General features: G+C 62.6%; 18 protein-coding genes and 1 pseudogene. 11 read left to right on the top strand and 8 right to left on the bottom strand.

All coding sequences use genetic code 11. From position 1 onward, the window contains the following. Positions 1-40 precede the first annotated feature (40 nt). The 3 genes from ABIE49_RS27825 (at position 41) to ABIE49_RS27815 (ending at position 4,966) form a co-directional block, all read left to right on the top strand. Complete coding sequence (locus tag ABIE49_RS27825) at positions 41-628, top strand: L,D-transpeptidase (protein ID WP_192736582.1); 588 nt, start codon at positions 41-43, stop codon at positions 626-628. A gap of 165 nt (positions 629-793) precedes the next feature. Further along, positions 794-1,573 (top strand): DUF2927 domain-containing protein, encoded by a 780-nt coding sequence (locus ABIE49_RS27820; RefSeq protein WP_354067002.1) that lies wholly within the window; start codon positions 794-796, stop codon positions 1,571-1,573. 18 nt (positions 1,574-1,591) lie between these two features. Then, positions 1,592-4,966 carry an AAA family ATPase gene (locus tag ABIE49_RS27815; RefSeq protein ID WP_192736584.1) on the top strand — a complete coding sequence of 1,125 codons (3,375 nt, stop codon included), beginning with the start codon at positions 1,592-1,594 and terminating at the stop codon, positions 4,964-4,966. A 106-nt stretch (positions 4,967-5,072) separates the two neighbouring features. Here ABIE49_RS27815 and ABIE49_RS27810 read toward each other — a convergent pair whose 3' ends face one another. From ABIE49_RS27810 to ABIE49_RS27795, 4 genes are all read right to left on the bottom strand, one after another. After that, positions 5,073-5,828 carry a methyltransferase domain-containing protein gene (locus tag ABIE49_RS27810; protein WP_192736920.1) on the bottom strand — a complete coding sequence of 252 codons (756 nt, stop codon included), beginning with the start codon at positions 5,826-5,828 and terminating at the stop codon, positions 5,073-5,075. Positions 5,829-6,418: 590 nt separating this feature from the next. After that, positions 6,419-6,616 (bottom strand): hypothetical protein, encoded by a 198-nt coding sequence (locus ABIE49_RS27805; protein ID WP_192736585.1) that lies wholly within the window; start codon positions 6,614-6,616, stop codon positions 6,419-6,421. Positions 6,617-6,815: 199 nt separating this feature from the next. After that, on the bottom strand, positions 6,816-7,658 hold the full coding sequence (locus ABIE49_RS27800; protein ID WP_192736586.1) for an alpha/beta fold hydrolase: 843 nt from the start codon (positions 7,656-7,658) through the stop codon (positions 6,816-6,818). 13 nt (positions 7,659-7,671) lie between these two features. Continuing rightward, the gene (locus tag ABIE49_RS27795; protein WP_192736587.1) at positions 7,672-8,598 is read right to left on the bottom strand and encodes a Bug family tripartite tricarboxylate transporter substrate binding protein; all 927 of its coding nucleotides are present in this window, start codon (positions 8,596-8,598) and stop codon (positions 7,672-7,674) included. 234 nt (positions 8,599-8,832) lie between these two features. Here ABIE49_RS27795 and ABIE49_RS27790 point away from each other — a divergent pair. Then, positions 8,833-8,967 (top strand): annotated as a pseudogene (locus ABIE49_RS27790) (helix-turn-helix domain-containing protein); the annotation flags it as partial. 313 nt (positions 8,968-9,280) lie between these two features. Continuing rightward, complete coding sequence (locus tag ABIE49_RS27785; protein ID WP_354067000.1) at positions 9,281-9,832, top strand: LysR substrate-binding domain-containing protein; 552 nt, start codon at positions 9,281-9,283, stop codon at positions 9,830-9,832. A 123-nt stretch (positions 9,833-9,955) separates the two neighbouring features. Here ABIE49_RS27785 and ABIE49_RS27780 read toward each other — a convergent pair whose 3' ends face one another. After that, complete coding sequence (locus ABIE49_RS27780; protein WP_192736589.1) at positions 9,956-11,080, bottom strand: M48 family metallopeptidase; 1,125 nt, start codon at positions 11,078-11,080, stop codon at positions 9,956-9,958. A gap of 3 nt (positions 11,081-11,083) precedes the next feature. Continuing rightward, positions 11,084-12,244 carry a DUF898 family protein gene (locus tag ABIE49_RS27775; RefSeq protein ID WP_354066999.1) on the bottom strand — a complete coding sequence of 387 codons (1,161 nt, stop codon included), beginning with the start codon at positions 12,242-12,244 and terminating at the stop codon, positions 11,084-11,086. Between the two features lie 641 nt (positions 12,245-12,885). On the opposite strand from ABIE49_RS27775, the gene ABIE49_RS27770 reads away from it, so the two are divergent. Continuing rightward, entirely contained in the window at positions 12,886-19,353 is a 6,468-nt protein-coding gene (locus ABIE49_RS27770) for a beta strand repeat-containing protein (protein ID WP_192736590.1), read from the top strand. A gap of 123 nt (positions 19,354-19,476) precedes the next feature. Here ABIE49_RS27770 and ABIE49_RS27765 read toward each other — a convergent pair whose 3' ends face one another. Then, positions 19,477-20,649 (bottom strand): isovaleryl-CoA dehydrogenase, encoded by a 1,173-nt coding sequence (locus ABIE49_RS27765; protein ID WP_192736591.1) that lies wholly within the window; start codon positions 20,647-20,649, stop codon positions 19,477-19,479. 232 nt (positions 20,650-20,881) lie between these two features. Between ABIE49_RS27765 and ABIE49_RS27760 the strand changes: the two genes are divergently transcribed. From ABIE49_RS27760 to ABIE49_RS27740, 5 genes are all read left to right on the top strand, one after another. Then, positions 20,882-22,168 carry a cytochrome P450 gene (locus ABIE49_RS27760; protein ID WP_192736592.1) on the top strand — a complete coding sequence of 429 codons (1,287 nt, stop codon included), beginning with the start codon at positions 20,882-20,884 and terminating at the stop codon, positions 22,166-22,168. Between the two features lie 106 nt (positions 22,169-22,274). Continuing rightward, positions 22,275-23,546, top strand: coding sequence for a cytochrome P450 (locus tag ABIE49_RS27755; RefSeq protein ID WP_192736593.1), 1,272 nt, complete (start codon positions 22,275-22,277; stop codon positions 23,544-23,546). Beyond that, positions 23,543-23,980: a PaaI family thioesterase gene (locus ABIE49_RS27750; protein WP_192736594.1), complete on the top strand. Its 438-nt coding sequence runs from the start codon at positions 23,543-23,545 to the stop codon at positions 23,978-23,980. The genes ABIE49_RS27755 and ABIE49_RS27750 overlap by 4 nt, the downstream gene beginning before the upstream one ends. 116 nt (positions 23,981-24,096) lie before the next feature. Continuing rightward, on the top strand, positions 24,097-24,663 hold the full coding sequence (locus ABIE49_RS27745) for a thiamine pyrophosphate-binding protein (RefSeq protein ID WP_192736595.1): 567 nt from the start codon (positions 24,097-24,099) through the stop codon (positions 24,661-24,663). Further along, positions 24,663-25,253: a thiamine pyrophosphate-dependent enzyme gene (locus ABIE49_RS27740; protein WP_354066998.1), complete on the top strand. Its 591-nt coding sequence runs from the start codon at positions 24,663-24,665 to the stop codon at positions 25,251-25,253. The genes ABIE49_RS27745 and ABIE49_RS27740 overlap by 1 nt, the downstream gene beginning before the upstream one ends. A gap of 5 nt (positions 25,254-25,258) precedes the next feature. Here ABIE49_RS27740 and ABIE49_RS27735 read toward each other — a convergent pair whose 3' ends face one another. Next, on the bottom strand, positions 25,259-26,182 hold the full coding sequence (locus ABIE49_RS27735) for a LysR family transcriptional regulator (protein ID WP_192736597.1): 924 nt from the start codon (positions 26,180-26,182) through the stop codon (positions 25,259-25,261). Between the last annotated feature and the right edge of the window lie 64 nt (positions 26,183-26,246).

The following is a 26,246-nucleotide window of genomic DNA, read 5'->3' as shown; positions in this document are numbered from 1 at the left end:
CCTGTCTCGCTGCATATTCTGATTTTTCACGAGGAAGAAAATGACCCGGGTTTTGGCTTTGTTATTTGCGACGTTGACTTTGCTGGCCGGAGTCGGTCACGCGCAAGCCCAGGACTTCGGGGGCTTCTTCGACTCGCGCGACATCTTCGGCGGCGGCCCGAACTTCCGAGGTGGCGGCGGGTCGAGCCCGATCCCGCGCCAGACCGTTAGCTTTGCGAGCAATTATGCCCCCGGCACGATCTACATCAACACCGCCGAGCGCCGGCTCTATCTCGTGGTCGGCAACGGCCAGGCGCTGCGCTACGGCATCGGCGTCGGCCGCGACGGCTTCCGCTGGAGCGGAACCCACCGCATCACGGCGAAGAAGGAATGGCCGAGCTGGACCCCGCCGTCGCAGATGCTGGCGCGGCGGCCCGACCTGCCGCGGCACATGAAAGGCGGCATCGACAATCCGCTCGGCGCCCGCGCGATGTATCTGGGATCGACGCTCTACCGCATCCACGGATCGAACGAGCCCGAGACCATCGGACAGGCGGTATCGTCCGGCTGCTTCCGCATGACCAACGACGATGTGACCGATCTTTATAGCCGCGTCTCGGTCGGCACCCCGGTGATCGTCAAGAACTAGCCGGCATCCAGCGTCCGGGAACCGGCGGGCGTCTGCCTTGACGCGCGAACAAGACTTGTTGACCTGAACCAGCCTCGCCTGGCGTGAACAAGTCTTGCGCGCACGCGCCGATTGCGGCAGCGTCGAGCCATAATGAGCGCAATTGGCCGGCCTCGATTCCCGCGAATGCTCGCAGCCGCTCTGGCTGCCGTAGCCCTCGGCGAAGTGTTGCTGCCCGCCGCAGCGTTGGCCGGGGATCCCTCCGTCGCCCAGCGTCAGCGCGCCCAGAAGAAGATATTCACCGACAGCGAGATCATCGAAGGCTTCCTCAAGGTCGCCTTCGGCGCCGAGTATCATCTTGCCGGCCGCGTCGACCGCATCCGGAAATACGAGGCGCCGGTGCGGGTGTTTGCCGACGGCACCCGCGCCGACCGCAAGGCCCAGCTCGCCAAGATCGTCGCCGACATCGCGGCACGGGTCCAGCACCTGGATATCGCGATGGCCGCGAACAACGATGATGCCAATGTGCTGGTCAAGCTGGTGCGTGACCGTGACCTCAACCGCACCATCATAACCTTCTACGGCAGCGAGCGGGCGCGCGAGATTCGCTCCTCGCTCGATCCACAATGCCTGAGCGGCTTTCGCAAGAACGAAAAGTTCGAGATCGAGCATTCCGACGTGATCCTCACCGTCGACAATGGCGACTTCGTCTTCTTCGATTGCGCCTATGAGGAGTTGCTGCAGTCGCTCGGCCCGATCAACGACACCCCGACCGTGCCCTGGACCATGTTCAACGACAATGTGTCGATGGGCTATTTCGGCGTCTACGACCAATACCTCCTCAACCTGCTCTACGATCCCCGGATCAAGGCCGGCATGACCGTGCAGGACGTCAGGGCGATTTTGCCAGACGTGCTCGCCGACGTGCGGGCATGGGTGCGCAAGGTCAACAATCTGACGGAGTGAATTAGGGAGGTCCCCACCGTGGACGTCGGAGGTTGGCTGCGGAAGCTCGATCTCGAACAATATGAGGCGGCATTCCGCGAGAATAACATCGACGACACCATCCTCCGGAGTTTGACGAGGGAGGACTTGGAGGAGCTTGGTGTCGGATCTGTCGGGCATCGCCGGAAGCTGCTGGACGCCATCGCCGCGTTGTGGGCTGAAGCCTGCGAACCATCACCGCCAGCGGACGCAGAAGCCAACAAAGCCGCCAAGGACACCGCCGAGCGCCGCCAGGTCACCGTGATGTTCTCGGACCTTGTCGGTTCGACGGCACTCTCCGCGCGTCTGGATCCCGAAGACCTTCGCGAAGTCATTTCGGCCTATCAGAGATGCGTCGCCGATATTGTACGCCGCTTCGGGGGCTTCGTCGCCAGATACATGGGTGACGGCGTGCTGGTCTATTTCGGCTATCCGGCAGCAGATGAGGATGACGCCGAGCACGCCGTTCGGGCCGGTCTCGCGATTATCGACGCGGTCGCTGCAATCTCCGCCCCTGAGCGCCTGCAGGTGCGGATCGGAGCTGCCACCGGCCTGGTGATCGTGGGAGACCTTGTCGGATCCGGCGAAGCGCAGGAACGCAGCATTATCGGCGAAACCCCGAATTTGGCCGCGCGCCTGCAAAGCACGGCCGAGCCCAACACCGTCGTTATTGCTGAGGCCACGCGCAAGCTCGTTGGCAATCTGTTCGAGCTGCAGGATCTGGGGCCAATGGAGCTCAAGGGCATCGCTGGACCGGTGAAGCCTTTCTCAGTGCTGCGGGCAGGTTCTGTCGAGAGCCGCTTCGAGGCAATGCACGAAGGCGACCTGACTGCGCTGGTCGGGCGGGAAGAAGAGCTTCAATTGCTCTTGCAGCGCTGGGCGAAAGCAAAGTCCGGCGAAGGCCAGGTTGTACTGCTGTCCGGTGAGGCCGGTATCGGCAAATCCAGGCTTGCCGCCGCGGTCATGGAGCAGCTTGCAGGCGAGCCACATGCGCGGCTGCGTTATTTCTGCTCGCCCCAGCACACGGGCAGCGCTCTCTATCCGGTCATCGGGCAGCTCGAACGCGCCGCCGGATTTGCGTACGGCGACACACCGCAGACAAAGCGCGACAAGCTCGATGCGCTGCTGGCGCAGACCGCGACGTCCAGGCAGGACACAGCACTTGTCGCCGAATTATTGTCACTCGCCAACGATGGGCGCTACCCCGCTCTCGAGCTTGCCCCTGAACAGCGACGGCAGAAGACGCTGGAGGCACTCGACCGGCAATCGGAAACCCTGGCGCGCTCGCGCCCCGTGCTGATGATCGTGGAGGATGCGCACTGGGGCGACCCTACGAGTCTCGAAGCGTTCGGTCGCACGGTAGATCGGATTGCGAACCTTCCCGTTCTCGTGATCGTGACGTTTCGGCCGGAGTTCGAGGCAGCCTGGGTCGGAAAGCCGCATGTGACAGCTCTTGCCCTCAATCGTCTGGGTCATCGCGAGGTCGACAGCATGATCGACCGCGTCGTGGGCAACAAGGCGCTGCCCGCGGACATCAAAAAAGACATCATCGAGCGCACCGACGGCATCCCGTTGTTCGTCGAAGAGATGACAAAGGCCGTTCTGGAGACCGGGAGCGAGCGGGAAGCAATGCAGACTGCGGCCGCGGTTCCCCCCTCGGCGCACGCGGTCCCCGCAAGCCTGCATGCGTCCCTGATGGCGCGGCTTGACCGGCTCGGCCCGGCCAAGGAGCTGGCCCAGATCGGGGCGGCGATCGGTCGCGAGTTTTCGCATGCACTGTTGGCCGCGGTAGCGCGCAGGCCTGAGGCAGAACTGGTCTCCTCACTCAATCGTCTTGTCCGGGCCGGATTGCTGTTTCGCAACGGCGCACCGCCGCTTGCGACCTACTTGTTCAAGCATGCACTGGTGCAAGATGCGGCCTATGGCACTTTGCTGCGCCAGCCCAGGCGCGTGCTCCACGCTCGTATCGCGGACATCCTCGAAAGCCAGTTTGCCGACATCGCCGAGGCCCAGCCGGATCTGCTGGCGCGGCATTACACCGAGGCCGGGCTGATCGACAGGGCCGCCGTGTTGTGGGGCAAAGCAGGATCGCGCTCAATTGAGCGCTCGGCGCTGCTGGAGGCCATCGAGCAGCTAACACGCGCGCTTGAGCAGATCGCGACTTTACCCACCACGCCGGCGCTTCGTCATGAGGAAATCAAGCTCCAGGCCGCGCTGATAGGTCCACTCCGCGATATCAAAGGGCTTGCCGCGCGCGAGACCACGGCCGCCGCCGAGCGGGCGCGCCTGCTGATCGAACAGGCCGAAGCGCTCGGGGAGCCTCCCGAAGATCCGTGGCTGCTGTTCGGGACTCTTATTACGTTGCTTGATTCACATATTGTGAACTTCAACGGCGACCTGGCCCGCGAGAGTGCCGCGCACATCATGGCATTTGCCGAGAAAATGGGAGGTACGGAGCCTTTGCGGCTCGCCCAGCAACTCCTGGGTCTTGTCTTGCTTCTCTCGGGAAACATGGCGGAGGGCCGAGTCAATCTGGATCATGCGCTTTCCAGTCCTGTCGAAGCTCAGTCGATGGCGACACCGCGCGGTGGCCGCCTGCGGTGGCCAATACCAATCGTTTTGATCTGGCGGTCGCTGGCACTGTGGACGCTTGGCTATCCTGAAGCTGCGTTGGCAAGCGCAGAACAGGCGGTCGGTGAGGCGCGCAGGACAGGCTACGCCAGTACATTGATGCACATGTTGTCTATCGCATGCATTCCTCATTTGATGAGCCGCAACTATGCAACGGCGCAGGCGCTCACCGTTGAGCTCATCGCACTGGCCGAAGAAAAAGGTTCCGGCTTCTGGAAGACCGCCGGATTGTTCAGGCGGGCCAGTCTGCTGGCTGCAACCGGCAAAAACTCGGACGCAGTCAGCATTTTCAGCTCAGCGATCCCCGTCTGGCGCTCAGCAGGGGCGACAGTGATTTTGCCGGTATGGCTATCCTACCTGGCGAAGGCCTGCGGGGAGGTTGGCCAATTCGATGACGCATGGCGCCACATTGGCGAAGCAATGAAGGTGGTCGAGGTCACAAAAGAAGCATGGTACGAGGCCGAGGTCTATCGCATCGCCGGTGAAATTGTCCTGATATCGCCAGTGCGGGACTTTGCAAAAGCGGAAACGTATTTCGCGCGGGCGCTCGCAGTCGCGAAGGCGCAGCAGGCAAAATCCTGGGAGTTGCGCACAGCCACGAGCATGGCGCGGCTCTGGCACGATCAAGGGAGGCGTGATGAGGCCCGAGAACTTCTCGCTCCGATCTACGGTTGGTTCACCGAGGGGTTCGCCACACCGGATTTGAAGGAGGCAAAAAGCTTACTCGATTTGCTGGCGCCATGAGGACACCGGTGGAGTGCCGGCAAGAAATGCCTGCTCATGGCACCAAACAGGCATGCGGAGAAAACGGACCTCGCGCAGCACGTCCATACCGGCGTCCATCGGGTGGTCAGCGCGTGCCGGCACGATCCCCACAAGCAACGATATCCCGGGGAGATTTTCGACCCGCTCCCTCCGGTGGAGAGAACACCGCCAGGTATCCGCTGCCCCCTGCGAGCTTATGTGTGGCGACCGCGCGATAGCCGACGGCGGTCAGTTCGCAACGCAAGAGCTCTATTGGCGTGCCATGTTTCGACGTCGGAAGCTCAAGGTCGACAATTCCAACCCGCGCACCCCGCTTCAAGGCGGACGAGAGATTGTAGAGGAAGGCATAGGGTTGGGCTATCTCGTGATACATGTGCACAAGGATTGCAGCATCCAGCGAGGAAGCGGGCAAGCGCGGGTCGTGTGGTTCGCCGAGCGCGAATTTGACGTTCGTCAACTTCAGGCGCTCTATTCGGCGGGCGAGCTTGACAAGGTAATCCCGCGTAACGTCTTGGGCAACGACAGAGCCTTCGGGTCCGACGAGGTGCGAGATCCTGACCGTGTGGTAACCGCTGCCTGCACCAATGTCGCCGACCGTCATGCCTGGCTTTAGTTCAAGAAGACGGGCGATTTGACCGGTTTCATTCAGCGCGTCGCGGTGCTCTTCGGCAGAGCGGCGTGGGCTGACAATCTGCGCAACAGGGCGCTGAGGTAAGGGAAACTCGTTTGCAGCGGCTCCCGGGGGAGCAAGATTACCAATGTCAGCGGCGTATGCGCGAGTTGCGGCAAACGCCACTAGCGTCGCTGCAAGGGCCAGTGCTACCACGGGCTCGCCGAGCATTCGCAGCCGGTTTAGGCGCGGTCGTCCAGTTTTTGTGAGCTCGATAGGTGGGCTCACCGTGATGTCAACGAGGTTGAACGTCACAGCCAACTCCATCTGTTCGCCTTGCGCTGGAGCACTCAACGTCCAACCAGTGGTCACACGGTTGTATCCAACTAGCCTTCGTTCACATACTGCAACAGGATGCCTGACCATAGCTAATGTCGGTTGTTGGCACTAGACGTGCCGACCGGTCTTGGACGATGTCCGCTCCGAGAAATCGTCATCTCCGGACAAGCCGACGCGGTCGACCCAAAGCCGTCATCGCTCGCGAGTCAAAACCTAGGCTCACGTGCGCTGTAGCGGTGCCTCGTCGATGCGATCTATCTGAAAATGAGCCATCCCATTGGAAATAAGATAGCGAGCGTTACCGTCGTGGCTAACGCTAACCGGCCAACTTTGTGCAATGTGGATATTTGCGATGGATAACGATCTGGCTGTCGATCAAGCCAGCGCCGAAATGCGCGGATCGGCCACCCAAGAATCAGCCCGACAAGATGAAGAAGACCTTCAAAAAGCTCCAAAATGCCTCTCCGTTAGTAACGGCGTCTTCATCGCAAGAGTGCCGAGATAAGCGCGATGACGAGAATTCCGATCGCGCTCGCTACGGCCAGACCAACCAGCAATTCGATGAACGAGTTCGACTTATAACCCCAGAACGACAGCACTCTCCTGCCGGTTCGCTCGGCCATCAATTCAAACACCGCCTCGATCAATGCGCCTATGATGCGAACAACGGCTTCTGCCATTTGAACCTCCATTCATCATGTCAGCATCGGATTTGTTAATTTCCAGTGGCGAAGACATCCTGAAGACAGGCTGAATGCAGAATCTACAAATGTCTGATTGGGCACTTTTCGGACCTGATGCGGTGTCCGAACAGAGTGAGGAACAGGCACCGCAGCGGACAACAAGCCGACCGCTCAGATTCATGATTGGGCGGAGCGACTATTCGCGGCAAACGATCCCGTCATGCGCGGCGGCGAAATTCAGGATGTGTTCGGCGCAGGCCCGCGGCTGCAGCATCCCGAGCATCGCGTAGGGCGTATCGAGATGCGTCACGCGCACGGAGGCGATGTTGTCGCGCAGCGCGGCTTCCTGATCGGATGAGGAGATATTGCTGCCGGTCGGATAGAGCGCGAGGGTCGGAGCCTCGATCTTCTGCAGGTAAGGCCTGGCGTCGACGGAGCCGGCGAACTCGACCATCGCAGCAACGACGTCCACGTCAGCCTTCCCGACTTCCCGGGCGTACCAATCCATGAAGGCGGGATCGAAACCGGCGGGAAACCGCGCCAGCGTGTTCGACTTGCGCACCCAGCCCTCGACGCCGAGCGCCCTGATGGCCTCGACCCAGCTTGGAAAGCCGACCGCATAGGCGTTGCGGATCCAGTCATTGGCCCACACCGCCGGCGCCAGCACCGACAGCGTACGCAGGCGCTGCGGCCGCTCGGCCGCGAAAATCAGCGTGATGGCGCCGCCGATCGCCTCGCCGACCAGATGGAAATTCGGTGCGCCCGCGTGATCGGCCACCGCCTCGATGTCGCCGATATAGGCGGCAAGCGAGAGCGCGTGCGCCGGATCGTTCAGCGGCGTCGATTGTCCGAGCCCGCGCAAGTCCGGACAGATCACCCGGTAGAACCGCGCCAGATACGGCACCATGTTGAACCAGAACTCGCCCGAGCGGGCGAAGCCGTGGATTAGGATGATGGTCTCGGCCTTGCGCCAGCGGTCGGTGTAGTCGTGTACCGCGTAGTGCAACGGTGTCCCGTCGCCGGCTTTGGCGGTCGGCATGGCGGCGCTCCCGTCAGTTCGGTTTCAGACGGAGTTCTCTGGCGAGCTGCTCCATCTGGACGAATTCGCTTTGCGCGTATTTGGCGGCGTCTTCGGCGCTGATCACCCAGACCTCCTCGCCGCGCTTGGCCGCCATCGCCTTGAATTCGGGGCTTTGCGCCGCCCGGGTCAGAACGTCGCGCAGTTTTTCGAAGCGATCCTGCGGGATGTCGCGCGGCGCGATGACCGCGCGCCACAGCAATGTCTGGGATGGCGCCATCTTGACGTCATCAAGGCTCTCGACGTCGGGCAGCGTCGGAAAGCGCCGCGCGGTGGTCAGCAGCAGGCATTTTGCTTTTCCTTCAGCGACAAATTGCGCGATCGAGGCGATGGCGCCGCCATAGATGTCGATGGTGCGCGCAAGGAAGGCCGTCACGGTCTGGTCGGCGCCGGTAAAGGGGATGATGCGCTGGCGGATGCCCTGGGGTTGAAAAATCCGTGCGGTCGAAAACTGCACGAAGGCGCCGACGCCGTCCGAACCATAGGTGTATTTGTCGGGGTTGTTCTTTAGCTCGGCGAGGAACTCGCCTGCGTTCTTCGCCGGAAAATCCGGGTGGACGCAGAGCACACCGGCGGCCTGCGTGATCATCGCGACAATGCGGTAGTCGGCCTGCTGGAAGCTTTGCGCCGCAACATGCGGCGCCATGGTGATGGCGCCGCTCGGCACCCCGCCGATGATGTAGCCGTCCGGCTCGGACTTCGTCACAAAGCCGACGCCGATGGTGCCGCTGGCGCCGGGCTTGTTCAGGATCACGATCGGCTGGCCGAGCATCGGCGCTGCGACCTGGGCCAGCGACCGCATGATGGTGTCGGTGCTGCTTCCGGGCCCGGCAGGCACCACCAGCTGAACCGGCCGCTCGGGATAGTTGTCGGCCGACGCCGGCGAAACTACGCCGGCCATGAGGGCAGCTATTACGGCTACCGCGCCGATTCGGGCCGGCCTGGCAAAACGGCGCGACCTGAGCCCCCACATCATGTCAGCGAATTTCTCCGTCGCGCCCTCCCCAATTGCCCGCCAGCGCTGTGATCTGAGTTCCGGCCAATGACAACGCTGGGTTTTGCCTACGAAAACTTGTGACTTGCGGCAGCAAATCTTGTCTAATGAGTTAAAGGAAATCGTGTATAAGCTTTTCAAATGAATGACCTTCCCCGTACCCAGGCCCTGCGCTGCTTTATTACCGTAGCGCGCGAGGGCGTTGTGTCGCGCGCGGCCAGTTTGCTGAACCTGACCCAGCCGGCTGTCAGTTTGCAGCTAAAAGGGCTGGAGGAAAGTACCGGCCTGCTGCTTTTCAACCGAACACCGGGCGGCTTTACCCTGACCGAAGCCGGCGCCGCCCTGCTGCCGCTGGCGCACAAGGCGATATCGGCCTCGTCGGACTTCAAGACGATGGCGGATTCCCTGCGCGAATCGGTACGGGGATCGCTGCGGGTCGGCACGATCCTGGATCCCGAGTTCATCCGGCTTGGACCTTTCGTGCGGAGCCTCGCCACTTCCTTGAAACAGACCGAAGTCTTCCTGCGCTACGGCATGAGCGACGACGTGCTGGCGCAGATCGGCAGGGGCGACCTCGACGTCGGATATTATGTCGACGCCACGCCTGCCGAATCCCTGTCGTTCCCGAGCTTTTCCGAGCGGCCACATCGAAGACGGAAAGTACCAGCTCGCGCCGCTGATGAGCTACCCGTACCGGGTGATTGCCCCAGCGGAATGGAGCGACCGGGTAATCGGCAAGGACTGGCCCGACCTGATCGGCCTGCCGTGGCTCGCGACGCCGCCGCACTCGGCGCATCGGCGCCTGCTCGACAATATCTTCCGCCCCATGGGCTCGCTGCCGAAGCGCGTGGCCTATGCCGACCAGGAAGAGGCCATGATCGACTTCGTCGAATCCGGCATCTGCCTCAGCCTCGCGCGCGACTGCACCCTCGATCGCATCACCCGCAAGCGGAACTTCGTGATCGCCGACACAGTGACGGTGACCTGCGATCTCAGCTTTGCCTGCCTGACGTCGCGGCGGCACGAGCCGGTGATTTCGCACGCGTTCTCGGCCATGCAGGCGGTGTGGGATTTAAAGCCGACCAACGCCCTGCCCGCGCCGGTGGCGACGCCAAGGACACGGAAAAGCGCGCGAAGATAACCAGACCCGCCGAACTAGAGCCTTTTCCGTTCCGATGAAATCGGAACGGGGCTCTAGATTCTTGATTTGACGCGTTTTCTTGACGCGAACCGGCGTCCACTTCGCTGGAAAACGCTCTAGCCGTCAGATCTTGCCATCGGAATCGCAGATCGATCTCAGCGCTTGCCATTCCTCCGGCGTCAGCAGCGGCGGCTTGCTGGCCGGCCGGTCTTCCCGGGTCATCCGCGCCAGTCGATCCTCGCTCATCGGATGGCTGGAGATGATGGAGAGGCCCTTGCCTCCCTTGCCGGTGACGCGGACGAGCAGCTCGCCCATCGGCTTGGTCGGCCGGCCAAGCTTGTGCATGACGTCGATCGAGAAACCGTCGGCATCCTGCTCGGCCTCGCGCGAATGCGACGAGGTGACCAGCGTCTTTGAAGCAAAGATCAGAGCGCTGGAGCCCGTGATGTCGCCGAACAGCAACCCGACCAGAAACGCCGTGCCGCCGTCGCGGATCAATCCCCGCATGTTGTCGCGATGCTTGTGGTGACCGAGTTCGTGCGCCAGCACGCCCGCGATTTCGTCGGCGTTCTCGGCCTTCGCCAGCAATCCGTTAAACAGGTAAACCCTGCCGCCCGGCAGCGCGAAGGCATTGGGCACCGACGACGACAGCACGCTGGACTGAACGGCCGTATCCATCCCGGCGGATTCACGTATCGCGGTCATGAGCTTGGCGAAGGCTTTTTGTCCGGCCGCATTGTCGCAGACCTTGGCGTCGAAGATCGTCTTGACCTGACTTTCGGCCGCTTCGCCGAGCCGCCGTTCAAAGGCCTCCGGCACCAGCGGCGCCAAACGATCGGCGGCGAGCGGGACACCGAACAATACCACCGCGATGATCGAAACCGTGGCGGCGAGCGACCAGCCGACGATCGCGGCGACACCGCGGCGGCCCGGCGTGTTCTCGTCCAGGGTTGCGCAACGCGAGACCAGGTCGGCCGCGACCGCGGCATCGCGAACTTCCAGGCGCGCCAGCGCCGGTGCCGTCAGAGCACTGAGGCGCAGCATGCCGGAGGGACCGTCGGCGCGGCGGATATCGGCATAGGCCCATGCCGCAAGGGTCGCGTCACCCTCCCGGATTTCCAGCCGGTCGGCAAAATGCAGCGTGACCGCGCGCCGCTGGTTCGACTTGCCGTCGAAATAGATCGCTGAACCGCCCGATGGCGATTTCGGGGTATCCAGAGCGTCGCTATCCGTGATGGTACCGGTCATCAGCTAGAAGCCCGCGACGTCAAGGCCATCGGCAAAACCTTCACCAAGCGCATTGGCCAGTTCACCCCTTGCCGAAACATTGGCGGCCGCTTCAATGCCGTGGATGTTGATCGATTCCAATACCCGCACCCAGAGATCGCGCATCAGATAGACGCGGATCACGACGTTGAGCGCCAGTGCGAACACCAGGTAGCCGATGCCCGCGAGCACCAGCAACAGGATGCTCTGAGAAGATTCCTGCGACTTGAAGAACTCGCCAATTCCCTCACCACTCATGCTGGCGACCAGCGCCGTGGCAGCTGCGAGGTAGACCGAGAAAACCAAGCCTAGCACGGCCATCCAGCCGACGACCTTCCAGTACAGGCCGATCAGCCGGCTGCGCGGCAATTCCGATTCCAGGCGCACACCGCCGATCCGGATGCCGGACAGCCACCAGCGCCATTCGACCGCCTTGAACGCACCGTAGATGAAGGGTGCGAACAGCGGCATCACGAACGCCATCGGTGCGAGCAACCACAGCCACCAGCCGCGCTTGAAGAATGCCCAGCCGCTTCCCTCGAACTTCCCCTGCAGATCGCCATAGTATGAATGGCGCATCTTGTAACGCTCGAGCGCCGCCGTGCGCCATGGCAGGGCCAGGCCGAGCGTCACCATCGACAGCAGACCCCACAGCGACGCCTGCAAGGCATAGATCCAGCCCGAGCCACTCATCCAGAATCGCACACCGCGCCACACCGTGCGCGTCAGGCGATAGCGGCGGGCGCGAAAGATCGCGAACTGTCCGAACAGATAGAAGAAGGCGACCAAGGGAATGCTGGCGAACGCCTTGTAATGCTCGGCTTCGAGGCCGGCGAGAAAGTAGGCCAGATAGATCGGCACCAGGATCGCGAGGGCAACCAGGAACCCGATCAGCAATTCCCGGCCCCGGCCGGTATATTCGGCGCCATCGCCGTCGATCTGGGTATTGCTCCAGAGATGGCGGCGGATGTCGGTGGTAAGCCAGAAGCGGTAGAAGCCCAGCGTCACCAATTCCAGCCCGGCGCCGCGCTTCACCAGTTGAAAGAATTCATCACGTTTGCCGGAAAACCCCACCGGCATCGGGGGCGGTTTCGGCAGCGGCGGCAGCGATGGCGGCCCGAGCGGGGTCCAACTCATCTCGTTCACGGGTCACTCCAGGGCAGCTTGCAACAAATCGGGTTTACACCAATTTGTCGACTGGAGTGTGATCCGGTTCACTTACGCCGGCATCTCGAGCGGCCTTCGCCCGGTCACTATGCGCGAGTTCCACCGGTGCCGACGGCGATCTGGCAATGCACGGGTACTGGTGCTCCACCCAGACCGCTCCAGCACCCGACGGTCGACAACAATTTGGCGCAGTCCCTAACCGCTGATGTCAGCGAGATCGCGAAGATCAAAGCGACATCGCCTGGTGATCTCTCCACCGTGAATTGAACTTCGTCATCCATCGCAAGTAGCGACGACCACGCGTTCGATCGGCCGACCATCGGCAAAGTTACGGAAGATGCAACGCAACTCGATTCAGCATCACGCCGCAGTCGAACATCCGTTGATGCGGCCATTAATCGTTAATCGTAACGTTGCCGTGCAGCGATTTGGTGAACCGTGCACGCATTGAGAATGAACCGAGCGCGCGTTGAGAATAACCAAAAATGCTCGTTGACGAACGACTTGCTTTTCAATGATTGTCGCGCGCGTGCGCGTGCGGATAAACAAGCACGTCACCGTTAGCGCGTGAATTCGTCAGCGCAATGCAAGTTCGATTCAAGATTTTTTTTGCGGTTCAGATGACCACAGTCGTTCTTTCAATTTCGCCCGCCCTCAGTGCGTCGGTAGTCCCCCTTCAACTCGCCGATTACATCAATCAGGCGAACAACGGCCCGGCGGGCACGAACTACGTCATCAACTTTCCGGACAATCCCTATTCAAGCACCTACTCGCTTTCGCAGGATCTGCCGGCCATCGCATTGCCGGCCGGCTCGACGCTGACCATCAACGGCTTTTCCGACATCCCCGCGCGTTGGGGAAACGGCGTCAACTCAACGCTCGATGGCGGTGGCCTGTATCGCGGCTTCTTCGTGATCTCGGGAACGGTCACGATCGAGAATCTGAATCTGAACAACATGGTCGCCAAGGGCGGCGACGGCGGTGATGGCGGCAGTGGCGGCGGCGGTGGCGCGGGCCTTGGCGGCGCGCTGTTCGTCACCGGCACCGGCAATACCGGCTACAACAGCAGCGGCGGGCAATTCTCGGTCTCGCAAGGCGCCAACGTCACGATCGAGAACGTCAACTTCAACAACAACAGCGCCAAGGGCGGCAATGGCGGCGCAGCCATCGGCAACACCAATGGCGGTGGCGGCGGCGGCGGCATGGGCGGCGACGGCGGTGACGGCACCGCCAACGGCTCCGGCGGTGGCGGCGGCATCGGCGGCCCGGTCACACCCGGCTTTGACGGCAGCGCGCAAGGCGGCTCCGGCACCAACAATACCGGAATCACCGACGGCATCGCATTGACGTTGCCCGGCGGCGGACAAGGCCTGAGCGGTTTTGGCACCTATGGTGCGGGCGATCACGGTGGTGGCGGTGCCGGTGGCGGCTTCGCCGGCGGCGGTGGCGGCATCGGCGGCTATCGCGGCACCTCAAGCGGCTCGAACTTCGGCGGACTGGGCGGCTTCGGCGGCGGCGGCGGCGGCAGTTCGAACCTGGGCGGCCAGGGCGGCTTCGGTGGTGGTGGCGGCGGTGGCACCTACGGCTACGGCAATGGCGGCTTCGGTGGCGGCGGCGCCGGCAACAGCAGCGGCGGCTGGGGTGCCGGCAACGGCGCAGCGTATAATGTCAATACGAGCCAGAACGGCGGCGGTGGCGGCGGTCTCGGTGCGGGCGGCGACGTTTTTGTCCAGGCCGGCGGCGTCCTGATCGTCAAGGGCGGCTCGCAGTCGGGCGCCACGTCTTCCGGCGGCACCGGCGCGGCGGGCGCCGGCAACGGAGGTGACGGCGGGAACAGCGGCATCTTCCTGCAGGGTTCGACGATGTACGTCAATCCGACCTACGACGTCCCCGTCGGTTTCCACAGCAACACGATCACGACGACGACGATCAGTGACAAGATCGCCGATGGCGCAGGCGCCGGAAAGTTGATGGTCGTCGGCAGCGGCACGCTGATCCTCAACAACAACAACAACACCTATACCGGCGGCACCACCATCCAGGGCACCACGCTGGAGCTCGCGAAATTCCAGGCCGCGGGAACCGGCGCGATCGCCTTCTCCGCGGGGTTTACCGACGTCTTGCGGATTGACCTCGCTGCCTTCGGGACACTGTCCGGATCGACCTACACGTTCAACAACGAGATCGACGGCTTCGCCTCCGGCGACACCATCAACCTCGCGGGCGTGGCGTTCGACAGCAACTGGACCTTCACCGTCGGCAGCGGTCACGCGGTCAGCTTCGTTGAAAACGGCATCACCTACGTCCTGCAATTCGACCCGGCGAAGAGCTTCAACACCTTCCTGTTGCAGAGCGACGGTAACGGCGGCACCAACATCGTGCGCGCGGGTCCAAGCTCGTCACCCGATACCACCGCCGTGGTCACCGGCGCAACCGTAACGCAAGCCAACCCGAATGCCGGCGTTCTCGCCAACGATGTCGAGCTCGCCTATGCCTACACGCTCACGGTTAGCGGGATCAGCAACGCCTCTCAGGGCGCGGGCACCGTCGGCCAGGCGCTTGCCGGGCTCTACGGCGCGCTGACGCTGCACGCTGACGGTACCTACAGCTACGCGGCAAACAACACGGCCGCGATCAACGCCGCGCCTGCCGGTCGTTTGACCGACGTCTTCACCTACACCGCGAGCGACGGCCACGGAAATATCGACTCGGGAACGCTGACGGTAGCAGTCGATCGCAATCCGGTCGCCGGCAACGACAGCGGTACGACACAATCAGCATTGTATTCCGTCGACGCAGCGCACGGCGTGCTGTTGAACGACACCGATCCCGACGGCGACGCGGTGACGGTCGGCACCGTCAACGGCAGCGCGGCGAATGTCGGGAATTCAATCGCCGGCACCTACGGTCACCTGACCCTCAATGCCGACGGCAGCTACAGCTATGTTGCCGACAATGCCGCAGCGCTCGCTGCGCAGCCGGCAGGCGCAGCGCTTCAAGATGTTTTCACCTATGCCGCGAAGGACGGGCTCGGCGGCAACAGCGCCAGCGCCAGTCTCACCATCAACGTGTCGCGGTTGTCGACCATCAACCTGACGCAGACGCAGGTCCCGTTCTACGGGTCGCCGACCACGCTGGATTCGCATGCGACGATCAGTAATCCCGATCTGGTCAGATTCAGCAGCGCCACGATCGAAACCAACCAAACGAGTATGAACATTGGGCAGCAGGTCAACGGCTACGTTGGCGCCCATTTCCTGCTCAACGGGGTGCCGATTCCGGACATTACCCCGCAATGGCTCAACAGCCACATGACCGGCGACAATATCGGTCAACAGGCCCCGCTCTCGGTCACCATCGGCAGCGACACCTTCACGGTTGCCTGGCAGTATAATTTCTACGATATCTGGCCCTATAGCGGCACATACCTCTACTACGGCGCCTACAGCACCAGCGTCATCATCACGGGCAACGGTACCGCCGCGGAATATCAGCAAATCCTCGATCAGATACAGATCGACCGCGGAGGTTACCAGGTTACCTGGACGTTGACCGACGTCAACGGCAACGCCTCAGCGCCGGTCACGCAATCGATCAACAATTCGACCCCGATCACCGCGCATGCCGATGCCAATTCGGTCGTGGCGGGTGGAACGGTCACCGCGACCGCGGCGACCGGCGTTCTGGCCAACGAGAGCAACCCGAACGGCCGCGCCCTCAGCGTCAACGGCGTCAGCGATACCTCGCACGGCACAGGAACGGTCGGCTCGTCACTGGCGGGCGTCTATGGTCACCTGACGCTCAACGCCGACGGCAGCTACAGCTATGCCGCCGACAACGCGTCCGCGATCTCTGGCGCGGCGACCGGCTCCTTGCTGCAGGATATCTTCACCTATTCCGAGATCGACACCGGCGGCGCGGCGGCGAGCACCACGCTGACCATCAATGTGGTGCGTGCACCGACGGCCGTTGCCGACACTGCGGTCGCTGCCGCCAATGCGGCCGTGTCCGCGACAGCGGCAAACGGTGTATTGAATAACGACACCGATCCGAACGGGCTGGCGCTGAGCGTCAGCGCCGTGAGCAGTCTTGTCAGCGGCGCCGGCACGGTTGGATCGGTGCTGGTCGGCTCCTACGGCCACCTGACGCTCAACGCCGACGGCAGCTACAGCTACGCGGCCGACGTCACATCGGCGATCAGCGCCGCGGCGACCGGCAACCATCTGCTCGACGTCTTCAACTATGTCGGAGCGGACAGCGCCGGCGGCAGCGCCAGCGGCAGCCTGCAGTTCACGCTGAACCGCCAGCCGGTCGCGACCATTTCAGCCTCGAACTACCACGCCAGCACACAGGGCCCGCTGATGCTGCAAGGCAGCGGGCTTTCGGTCGGCGACCCCGACGGCAATACCGGCATCGAGAGCGTCACCCTGTCGGTCGGCGAAGGCAACATCGTCATCTCGGCTGGCAACAGCGGCATCACCTCCATCACCGGCAACAATACCGGCACCGTGACATTCTCCGGCACGGTCGCCCAGCTCAACGCCTTGCTCGCCGGCACCAGCACCGGCACGATCGCCTACAGCGACAACGCCGCGCATCCGGTTGCATCGACACAGCTGACGCTGTCGATCAACAATGGCAGCGCCGGCGGCAATCTGACCGGCTCGGCCTCGACCAGCATCCTGATCGCGCCGACGGTGGATTCGATCACCGCCACGACGGCGGGCAATCTGGTCAATCTGAATGCCGGCCAGGTCGTCACCGTGACGGTGCACTTCACCGACGCCGTCGACGTGTCAGGCGCGCCGGTACTGACGCTCAATGACGGCCAGGTTGCCAGCTATTCGAGCGGCACCGGCACCAACACGCTGACCTTCAGCTATACGGTCGCGGCCGGCGACAATACGCCTGATCTCAAGGTGCTCGGGATCGACCTCAACGGCGGCAGCATTGCTAACACCAGCGGCAATGCCGCCACGCTGACCGGCGCGACCGCCGATCTGCATCTGAACATCGACACGACAGCAGCGACGGTGTCGTCGATAGTGACGTCAGGCAGCGGAATTACGGCGGGTAGCGGCGACCTGAACGCAGGTCACACCGTCACAATCACGGTGAACATCAGCGAGAACGTCACGGTCGATACCACCAGTGGCACACCGACGCTGACGCTGAATTTCGGCGGCACGGCCATTTATGTTTCGGGATCCGGCACCTCGGAGCTGGTGTTCCAATACGTCGTCGCGGCCGGCGACAACGCCGCCGACCTCGCCATCACCGGGGTCCATCTCAACGGCGCTATCGTGCGCGACGTCGCATCCAACGATGCCGACCTGACCGCCGCGGTCGCCAACCCCGCCGGCACGCTGCAAATCGACACCACGCCGCCAGCTCCGGCGCCAACGCTTGCGCTGACCCATGACACCAATATCGCCGGCGATAACATCACCAGCGATCCGTCGATCACCTATTCGGCTCCGGCCCCCGGCAACACGCTGTCCTATTCGACCGACGGAACCCACTTTACAGGCACGGCGCCCACTTTCGCCACCAACGGCTCGGCGGACGGACCCCACACGGTCTATGTCAGGGAGACCGACCCGGCCGGCAATTTCACGACCGCCAGCCTGACCTTCACGCTGGATACGGGCGCCCCGACAGCGGCGCCGTCGCTCGCGTTGACCCATGACACCGGTGTGGCCGGAGACTTGCTGACCAACGATCCGTCGATCACCTATTCGGCGCCGACAGCCGGCAACACCCTGCTCTATTCGACCGACGGCACCACCTACACCGCCACTGCACCGATTTTTGCTACCGACGGTTCTGCGGACGGTCTCCATACGGTCTATGTCGAAGAGCAAGACATCGCCGGCAATGTCAGCGCGTCGTCAAGCCTGACCTTCCGTCTCGACGCGCGCCTGCCTGTTGCGCCGACCGTCACACTCACCACCGATACCGGCGCGTCCAGCAGCGACCGGATCAGCAGCATCGGAACGCTGGTGCTCGGCGGCATCGAAATCGGCGCCGCTGTCGAATATTCAGTCGATCATGGCGCGCACTGGACGAGTTCGTTCACCGCCGTCGAAGGCGCAAACTCGGTCGATATCCGGCAGACCGACGTCGCTGGCAATTTGTCGGAGGTAACCACCTTCGACTTCACACTCGACACGCTGGTATCGGCGCCATCGGTTGCCCTCGCGTTCGACACCGGCATCTCCAACACCGACAAGATCACCAACAATGGAACGCTGGCCTTCACCGGCTCTGAGCCAGGCGCACTCATCGAATATTCCGCTGATGGCACCACGCATTGGACCACGGCCGCTCTGGCGCTGGTGCAAGGCTCCAACACGATGTTTGTGCGCGAGACCGATGTCGCCGGCAACGTCTCTTCGGCGACGTCGTTCAATTTCACCTTCGACAACCTGGCACCGGCGACACCTACCCTGGCGCTGGCGCACGACAACGGAGTATCTGGCACCGATCGAATCACGAGCGATGCAGCCATCGTCTATTCTACGCCGGCGTCAGGCGACACTTTCCAGTTCAAGCTCGATGGCGGCGCATTCTCGGCGACGGCGCCGGTCTTCGCGACCGATCAATCGTCAGACGGCTTTCATACCGTGACCGTTCGGGAAACCGACGTGGCCGGCAATTCCTCCACGGCCAGCCTCAGCTTCACGCTCGACACCACTGCTCCGGTGCTGTCTCACGTCAGCGCGCCGACGGGATATGCGGTTTTGGGATCCCTGATCGGCTTTGTGTTTAATTTCGACGAGGCGGTAAAGGTGAGCAGCGGCACGCCGACGCTAGCTCTAAGCAATGGCGGCACGGCCGTCTACAACCCGGCGGCCACCGCAGCCCTGCATGACGCAACCAAACTGGCGTTCGATTATCTGGTCGGCCCCAACGATTTCGGGACGCCTTCGCTGGCGATCCTCGGCCTGGATTCGCATGGCGCAGCCATCACGAACTATGCCGGCGGCGCCGCTGATGTCAGCCACGTCGGCGGAACGGCCGTCAACGTGTTGGTGCTCCAGCCGTGGGCCCCGCCTCAGTCTGTCGGCGACTATCACCTGATCTGAGCCCGTTCTCCCAGGGAATGCTACCGGCTGCCTGGAGATTGAATCAGAACAGGGCTCTGGCCTTTTGGTTTGACGCGTGAACCGGTATCCACTTCGCTCGTAAGCGCTGTAGCGGCAGCCTGATCACGCCGACTTGTCGAACAGCTCCCGCCCGATCAGCATGCGCCGGATTTCGCTGGTTCCGGCGCCGATTTCGTAGAGTTTGGCGTCGCGCAACAGCCTGCCGGTCGGATAGTCGTTGATGTAGCCATTGCCGCCGAGCAGCTGGATGGCGTCGAGCGCGCATTGCGTCGCCTTCTCGGCGGCATAGAGGATGGCGCCGGCGGCGTCCTCGCGCGTGGTCTCGCCGCGGTCGCAGGCTTTCGCCACCGCGTATACATAGGCGCGCGAGGCGTTCATCGTGGTGTACATGTCGGCGATCTTGCCCTGCACCAGCTGAAAGGTGCCGATCGGCTGGCCGAACTGCTTGCGCTCATGCACGTAAGGCAGCACCACGTCCATGCAGGCCTGCATGATGCCGATGGGACCCGCGGCCAGCACCGCGCGTTCATAATCGAGGCCGGACATCAGGACGTTGACGCCGCGGCCGACTTCGCTGAGCACGTTCTCTTCCGGCACTTCGCAATTGTCGAACACCAGTTCGCAGGTATCGGATCCGCGCATGCCGAGCTTGTCGAGCTTTTGCGCGGTCGAGAATCCCTTCATGCCCTTTTCGATGATGAACGCCGTGATGCCGCGCGGGCCGGCATTGGCGTCGGTCCGGGCATAGACCACCAGCGTGTCGGCGACCGGGCCATTGGTGATCCACATCTTGCTGCCGGTCAGCACGAAGCGATCGCCCTTCTTGTCCGCGCGCGTCTTCATCGACACCACGTCGGAGCCGGAATCCGGCTCCGACATCGCCAATGATCCGACATGTTCGCCCGAAATCAGTTTGGGCAAATATTTGCGCTTCTGCGCATCGTTGCCGTTTCGGCGGATCTGGTTGACGCAGAGGTTGGAATGCGCGCCGTACGAAAGACCGACCGCCGCTGATGCCCGCGACATTTCCTCGACCGCAATACAGTGCTCGAGATAGCCGAGCCCGGTACCGCCATATTCCTCCTCGACGGTAATGCCGTGCAGGCCGAGCGCGCCGATCTTGGGCCAGAGATCCCTTGGAAACTGGTTGCTCTTGTCGATTTCGGCCGCGCGCGGCGCGATCTCCTTGCTCGAAAAGGCAAACACGGTTTCGCGAATGGCATCCGCGGTTTCACCGAGATCGAAATTGAACATCCGGTACGCATTGGGAATCATGGTCGGGCGACCTCCGGCGAAATATCGTTGTTGGGATAAGCCTTAACCCCTGCAGGCGCGCTTGTCACGAGGAATGATACGGCTCCGTATCGGCCCCGGCCGGGTGTAAAGTTCAATGCGGCCGAAGCAACAAACTGTCCCTTGCCCCGGCACGTACGAACGGCTGTAATCACCCCAAAATACCGCCACCGGGCGAATCCCGGCGCGCGGAAAACAATCAGGGAGCCGCTCCATGCAGGGAACCATCGAACTCACCCAGGATTCCATTGAACTGGATTCCCGGCAAAAGGCCGCACGCGAGCGCGCTTATTCGCTGCCGCTGGCCGAGTTCGACCCCGGCGATCCCGAACTGTTCAAGACCGATACGTTCTGGCCGTATTTCGACCGGCTGCGCCGGGAAGCGCCGGTGCATTACTGCAAGGACAGCATGTTCGGGCCGTATTGGTCGATCACCAAATACAACGACATCATGGACATCGAGACCAACCACGCGGTGTTCTCGTCGGCGGCCTATCTCGGCGGCATCACCATCCGCGATGTCGCAACCGATCTGCGCCGGGAAAGCTTCATCGCCATGGACCAGCCGCGCCACTCGGCGCAGCGCAAGACCGTGGCACCGATGTTCACGCCGACCCACCTCGACCAGCTCGCGATCAACATCCGCAAGCGGTCGGCCGAATGCCTCGACAATCTGCCGCGAGGCGAAGTGTTCGACTGGGTCGACCGGGTCTCGATCGAGCTCACCACGCAGATGCTCGCGGTGCTGTTCGACTTCCCCTGGGAGGACCGCCGCAAGCTGACGCGCTGGTCCGACGTTGCGACGACGATCCCCGGGCCCGGCGGCCTCGTCCCGACCGAAGAAGCGCGGCAGGCCGAGCTTCTGGAATGCGCGACCTATTTCGCCACGCTGTGGAAAGACCGGATCAACCAGCCGCCGAAGAGCGATCTGCTGTCGATGATGGCACACAGCGAAGCCACCCGCGACATGGACCCGAAGAACTTCCTCGGCAATCTGATCCTCTTGATCGTCGGCGGTAATGACACCACCCGCAACACGCTGTCGGGCAGCATCTATGCGCTGAGCAAGAATCCGGATCAGTACAGCAAGCTGCGCGACAATCCCGCGCTGATCGACAGTTTCGTTCCCGAGGTTATCCGCTGGCAGACGCCGCTGGCGCATATGCGGCGCACCGCGCTCGAGGACATCGAGTTCCGCGGCAAGCAGATCAAGAAGGGCGACAAGGTCGTGATGTGGTACGTTTCGGGCAACCGCGACGAAGAGATCATCGAACGCCCTTACGAGTTCATTATCGACCGCGCCCGGCCGCGCACCCACATCTCCTTCGGCTTCGGTATCCACCGCTGCGTCGGCTTGCGGCTGGCGGAACTGCAATTGAAGATTATCTGGGAAGAGATCCTCAAGCGCTTCGACAAGATCGAGGTGATGGACGAGCCGAAGCGGGTTTATTCAAGCTTTGTCAAGGGTTACGAGACCCTGCCCGCCCGCATCGCCGGCTAGGCCGGCGGTTCCGCCCAATCGGCGCGGGCTTTGCGCATCGAGCGTCTGCAAGTTATAGTCTAATACATTTCCTATTGCGTTTGCTTGCACCCAGGGATGACAGACGATGAACGTCCAGACCGCGATCCGAGGCGACAAACAAGAGCTCCTGCGCGCCGCGCGCGAGGAAGCCTATTCGACGCCGCTCAGCGAATTTCACCCGGGTGCGCCAAAGCTGTTCCAGAACGATACGTTGTGGCCGTGGTTCGAACGGCTGCGCAAGGAAGAGCCGGTACATTACTGCACCAACGCGCCGATCGAGCCGTACTGGTCGGTGACCAAGTACAACGACATCATGCATGTCGACACCAACCACGGCATCTTCTCTTCCGACTCGACGCTCGGCGGCATCTCGATCCGCGACGTGCCGCCCGGCTATGATTATCCAAGCTTCATCGCGATGGATCAGCCCCGGCACTCGGCGCAGCGCAAGACCGTGTCGCCGATGTTCACGCCGACGCATCTGGACGAGCTGGCCAAACTGATCCGCGAGCGCGCCTGCAAGGTGCTCGACAATCTGCCGCGCAACGAGACCTTCAACTTCGTCGACCGCGTCTCGATCGAACTGACGACGCAGATGCTGGCAACGCTGTTCGACTTCCCCTGGGAAGAACGGCGCAAGCTGACGCGCTGGTCCGACGTCTCGACCGCGCTGCCCAAGAGCGGCGTCGTGGAATCGCCGGAACAGCGACGCCAGGAAATGGACGAATGCTACGCCTATTTCTCAAAGCTCTGGAATGAGCGCGTCAACAGCGAGCCGCGCAACGACCTGCTGTCCATGATGGCCCATAGCGACGCAACGCGGCACATGGACCCCGACAATCTGATGGGCAACATCATCCTCTTGATCGTTGGCGGCAACGACACCACCCGCAACACCATGAGCGGCTCGGTATTGGCGCTGAACGAGCATCCCGAGCAGTACCAGAAGCTGCGCGACAATCCGGCATTGATCGACAGCATGGTGCCGGAAGTGATCCGCTGGCAGACTCCCTTGGCGCATATGCGGCGCACCGCGCTGGTCGATACCGAAATCGGCGGCAAGAAGATCGCAAAGGGCGATCGCGTCGTGATGTGGTACGTCTCCGGCAACCGCGACGAAGAGGGCATCGAGAAGCCCGACGAGTTCATCATCGACCGCGCCCGGCCGCGCACGCACCTGTCGTTCGGCTTCGGCATCCACCGCTGCGTCGGCATGCGGCTGGCCGAGCTGCAGCTCAAGATCGTCTGGCAGGAAATGCTGAAGCGGTTCGATCGCATCGAGGTGGTCGGCGAGCCGAAGCGGGTCTATTCCAGCTTTGTGCGCGGCATCGAATCCCTGCCGGTGCGGATTTCTTGAGCGAACTCAATCCGTCTGATCTCGCCGCTGCCGTCAACGCCAGGGAATTCTCTGGCGCCGCAGAGTTTCGCATCCTCGCGATCACACCGGGGCACTCCGAACTCGCTTTGACGCGCCGCGACGACCTCGTGCAGTTCTTCGGCCATTTCCATGGCGGCGTGATTACCGCGCTGGCCGACCAGGCGGCCGGAATCGCAGTCACCTCGGGACTGCCAAAGGGCAAGATCGGCGTCACCGTCGAGATCAAGGTCAACTTCCTTGCGCCCGCCGATGGCAGTGAACTCATCGCCCGCGCCAATACGCTTAAAATGTCGGGCTCGCTCGGTGTCGCCACCGTGGAAGTTTTCACCAGGGACGACAAATCCGAACGCCTTTGCGCCTTCGCTACCGCCACAATGCGCGCGCTCGATGTCCCTGCGGGAATGCTCCGCTAACCCCCTATACAAATCCGGCATAGCGGCTCGAACCAGATGAGAAGGCCACATTGCGGCGTTCTGGTCTAAGACGTTGGCATCGGCACGCGTTCAGACGTGCCCGGACCGAGGCTGCCATGAACGATGCTGCTGTCAGCGATGACGCCAAAGACGATACCCAGGCCGGCCAAAGCTGGCCGCTGCAGATCTACAAGACGCTGAAATCGCATGGCGTCTCGCAAATCTCCTATGTTCCGGATGCCGGCCACTCCCGGCTGATCGAGCTCTCGCACGCCGATCCCGCGATCCAGACCACCGTGCTGACCACCGAAGAGGAAGGCGTCGCGCTGTCCGCCGGCGCCTGGCTCGGCGGCGACCGCTCGGTGCTGTTGATGCAATCGAGCGGCGTCGGCAATTGCGTGAACATGTTTTCGCTGGCCGCGAGCTGCCGCCTGCCTTTCCTGACATTGGTGACGATGCGGGGCGAATGGGCCGAATTCAATCCGTGGCAAATCCCGATGGGCAAGGCGACGCCGCAGGCCTTCGAAATCATGGGTATCACCGTGTTCAGGCTCGAACGGCCTGAAGACGCGGAACAGATTATTTCGGCCGCCTGTTCGCTTGCATTCGAGAGCGACCAGCAGATCGCGGTGCTGATTTCGCAACGCATGCTCGGCCGCAAGAAATGGACGGAGACGAAGTGATGGTCCAGAATTTCACGCTCGGTCGCCGCGAGGCCGTCAAGGCACTGCTCGCCGATCGCAAGGACCTGCTTGTCGTGACCGGGCTCGGCTCGGCATCCTACGACGTGTTCGATGCCGGTGAGCATCCAGGTAATTTCTATTTGTGGGGCGCGATGGGCGGAGCCGGCATGGTCGGCCTTGGCCTTGCGCTGGCGCAGCCGAAGCGGCCGGTCGCCGTCATCACCGGCGACGGCGAGCAGTTGATGGGCATCGGCAGCCTGCTGACCATCGCGACCAAGACGCCCGGCAATCTGACCATCGTCATTCTCGACAACGGCCATTTTGGCGAGACCGGCATGCAGGTCAGCCATTCCGGTCTCGGCGCCCAGCTCGACGTGATCGCGACCGGCGCGGGCTTTCGCTCGGTCACCGAGATTACCGACATCAAGGGCATCAACGATTATCGGCCCACACTGCAGCGCATCGACGCCGGGCCGCGGCTGGCGCGCATTCGTATCGCTACCGGCCATGTCGATCGCGCGCTGCCGCCGCGCGACGGCGTGTTCCTGAAGAACCGGTTCCGGGAAAATCTGGGATTTGCGGTTTCGTAATCGCCTCAGCCGACCTGGATATCCCAGAGGCCTTCCTTGCGGCAGGCATCGACCTCCTTGCGGAGCAGATCAGTGACGAGCGTGATGGCGGTCGAACCGGGATGCTCGATTGGGGACGCAATGGTGAGTTCGCGCATCGGCGCCGGTTTCGAAATCGTGGCGACTTCCAGCCGGCCGTCGGCGACTTCCGCGCGCAGCGAGGACGGCGGCAGCAGGGCGTATCCGAGGCCCTCCTCGACCAGGCTGGTCAGGACGCGAAAGGAATCCGCCTCGACCTGGACGTCGAGCTTGAGTTTCTTCTTTGCCGCCGCATGCTCGATCAGCGTCCGGAGCCCGTGCGAATGACTGGGCAACACCAGCCGCTGCCGCAGCAGCCAGTCGATATCGACCTGCTTCTTCTTCGTCAGCCCGCAACCGCGCGGGCCGACGGCCACGATCTTGTCGCGGCCGAGGTGTTGCACGGTGAGGTGCAGATCGGCCGACGGTCCGTAGATCACGGCCAGATCCATCTGGCCGCGGTGCAACCATTCGATCAGATGCCCGCTGTAGCTCTCGACGATGCAGAGCGAGATACCGGGGTAGCTTTCGACGGTACGGCGGGCGAGCCGCGCGGAAATCACGCAGCTCACCGTTGGAACCAGACCCAGCACCACCCGTCCCGACGGCGGCCCGCCGGAGGACTGGATATCATCGCGAATCTGATCGATTTGCCGGACGATGCCGGCGGTCCGCGCCAGCAGCAGACGGCCGGCCTCGGTCAGCACCATGCCGCGGCCGTTGCGCGTAAACAGCTCGGCGCGCAGCTCGTGTTCGAGCAGCTTGATCTGGCGGCTGAGCGCCGGCTGCGCGACCCGCAACGTGTCGGAGGCCTTGCTGAGGCTTCCGAGTTCGGCCACGCAACTGAACGTCCTCAGCTGTCGGAAATCCATGCTTGCCAATCTTGGAATGCAGGTTAATACGCTATAACAATTGAGCATAGGGACTTCACGGTAG

The sequence above is a fragment of the Bradyrhizobium sp. OAE829 genome, from assembly GCF_040546575.1.
Classification (GTDB): domain Bacteria; phylum Pseudomonadota; class Alphaproteobacteria; order Rhizobiales; family Xanthobacteraceae; genus Bradyrhizobium.
Note: the sequence above shows the minus strand (reverse complement) of the source record. Positions and strands in the feature narration are given on the sequence as shown.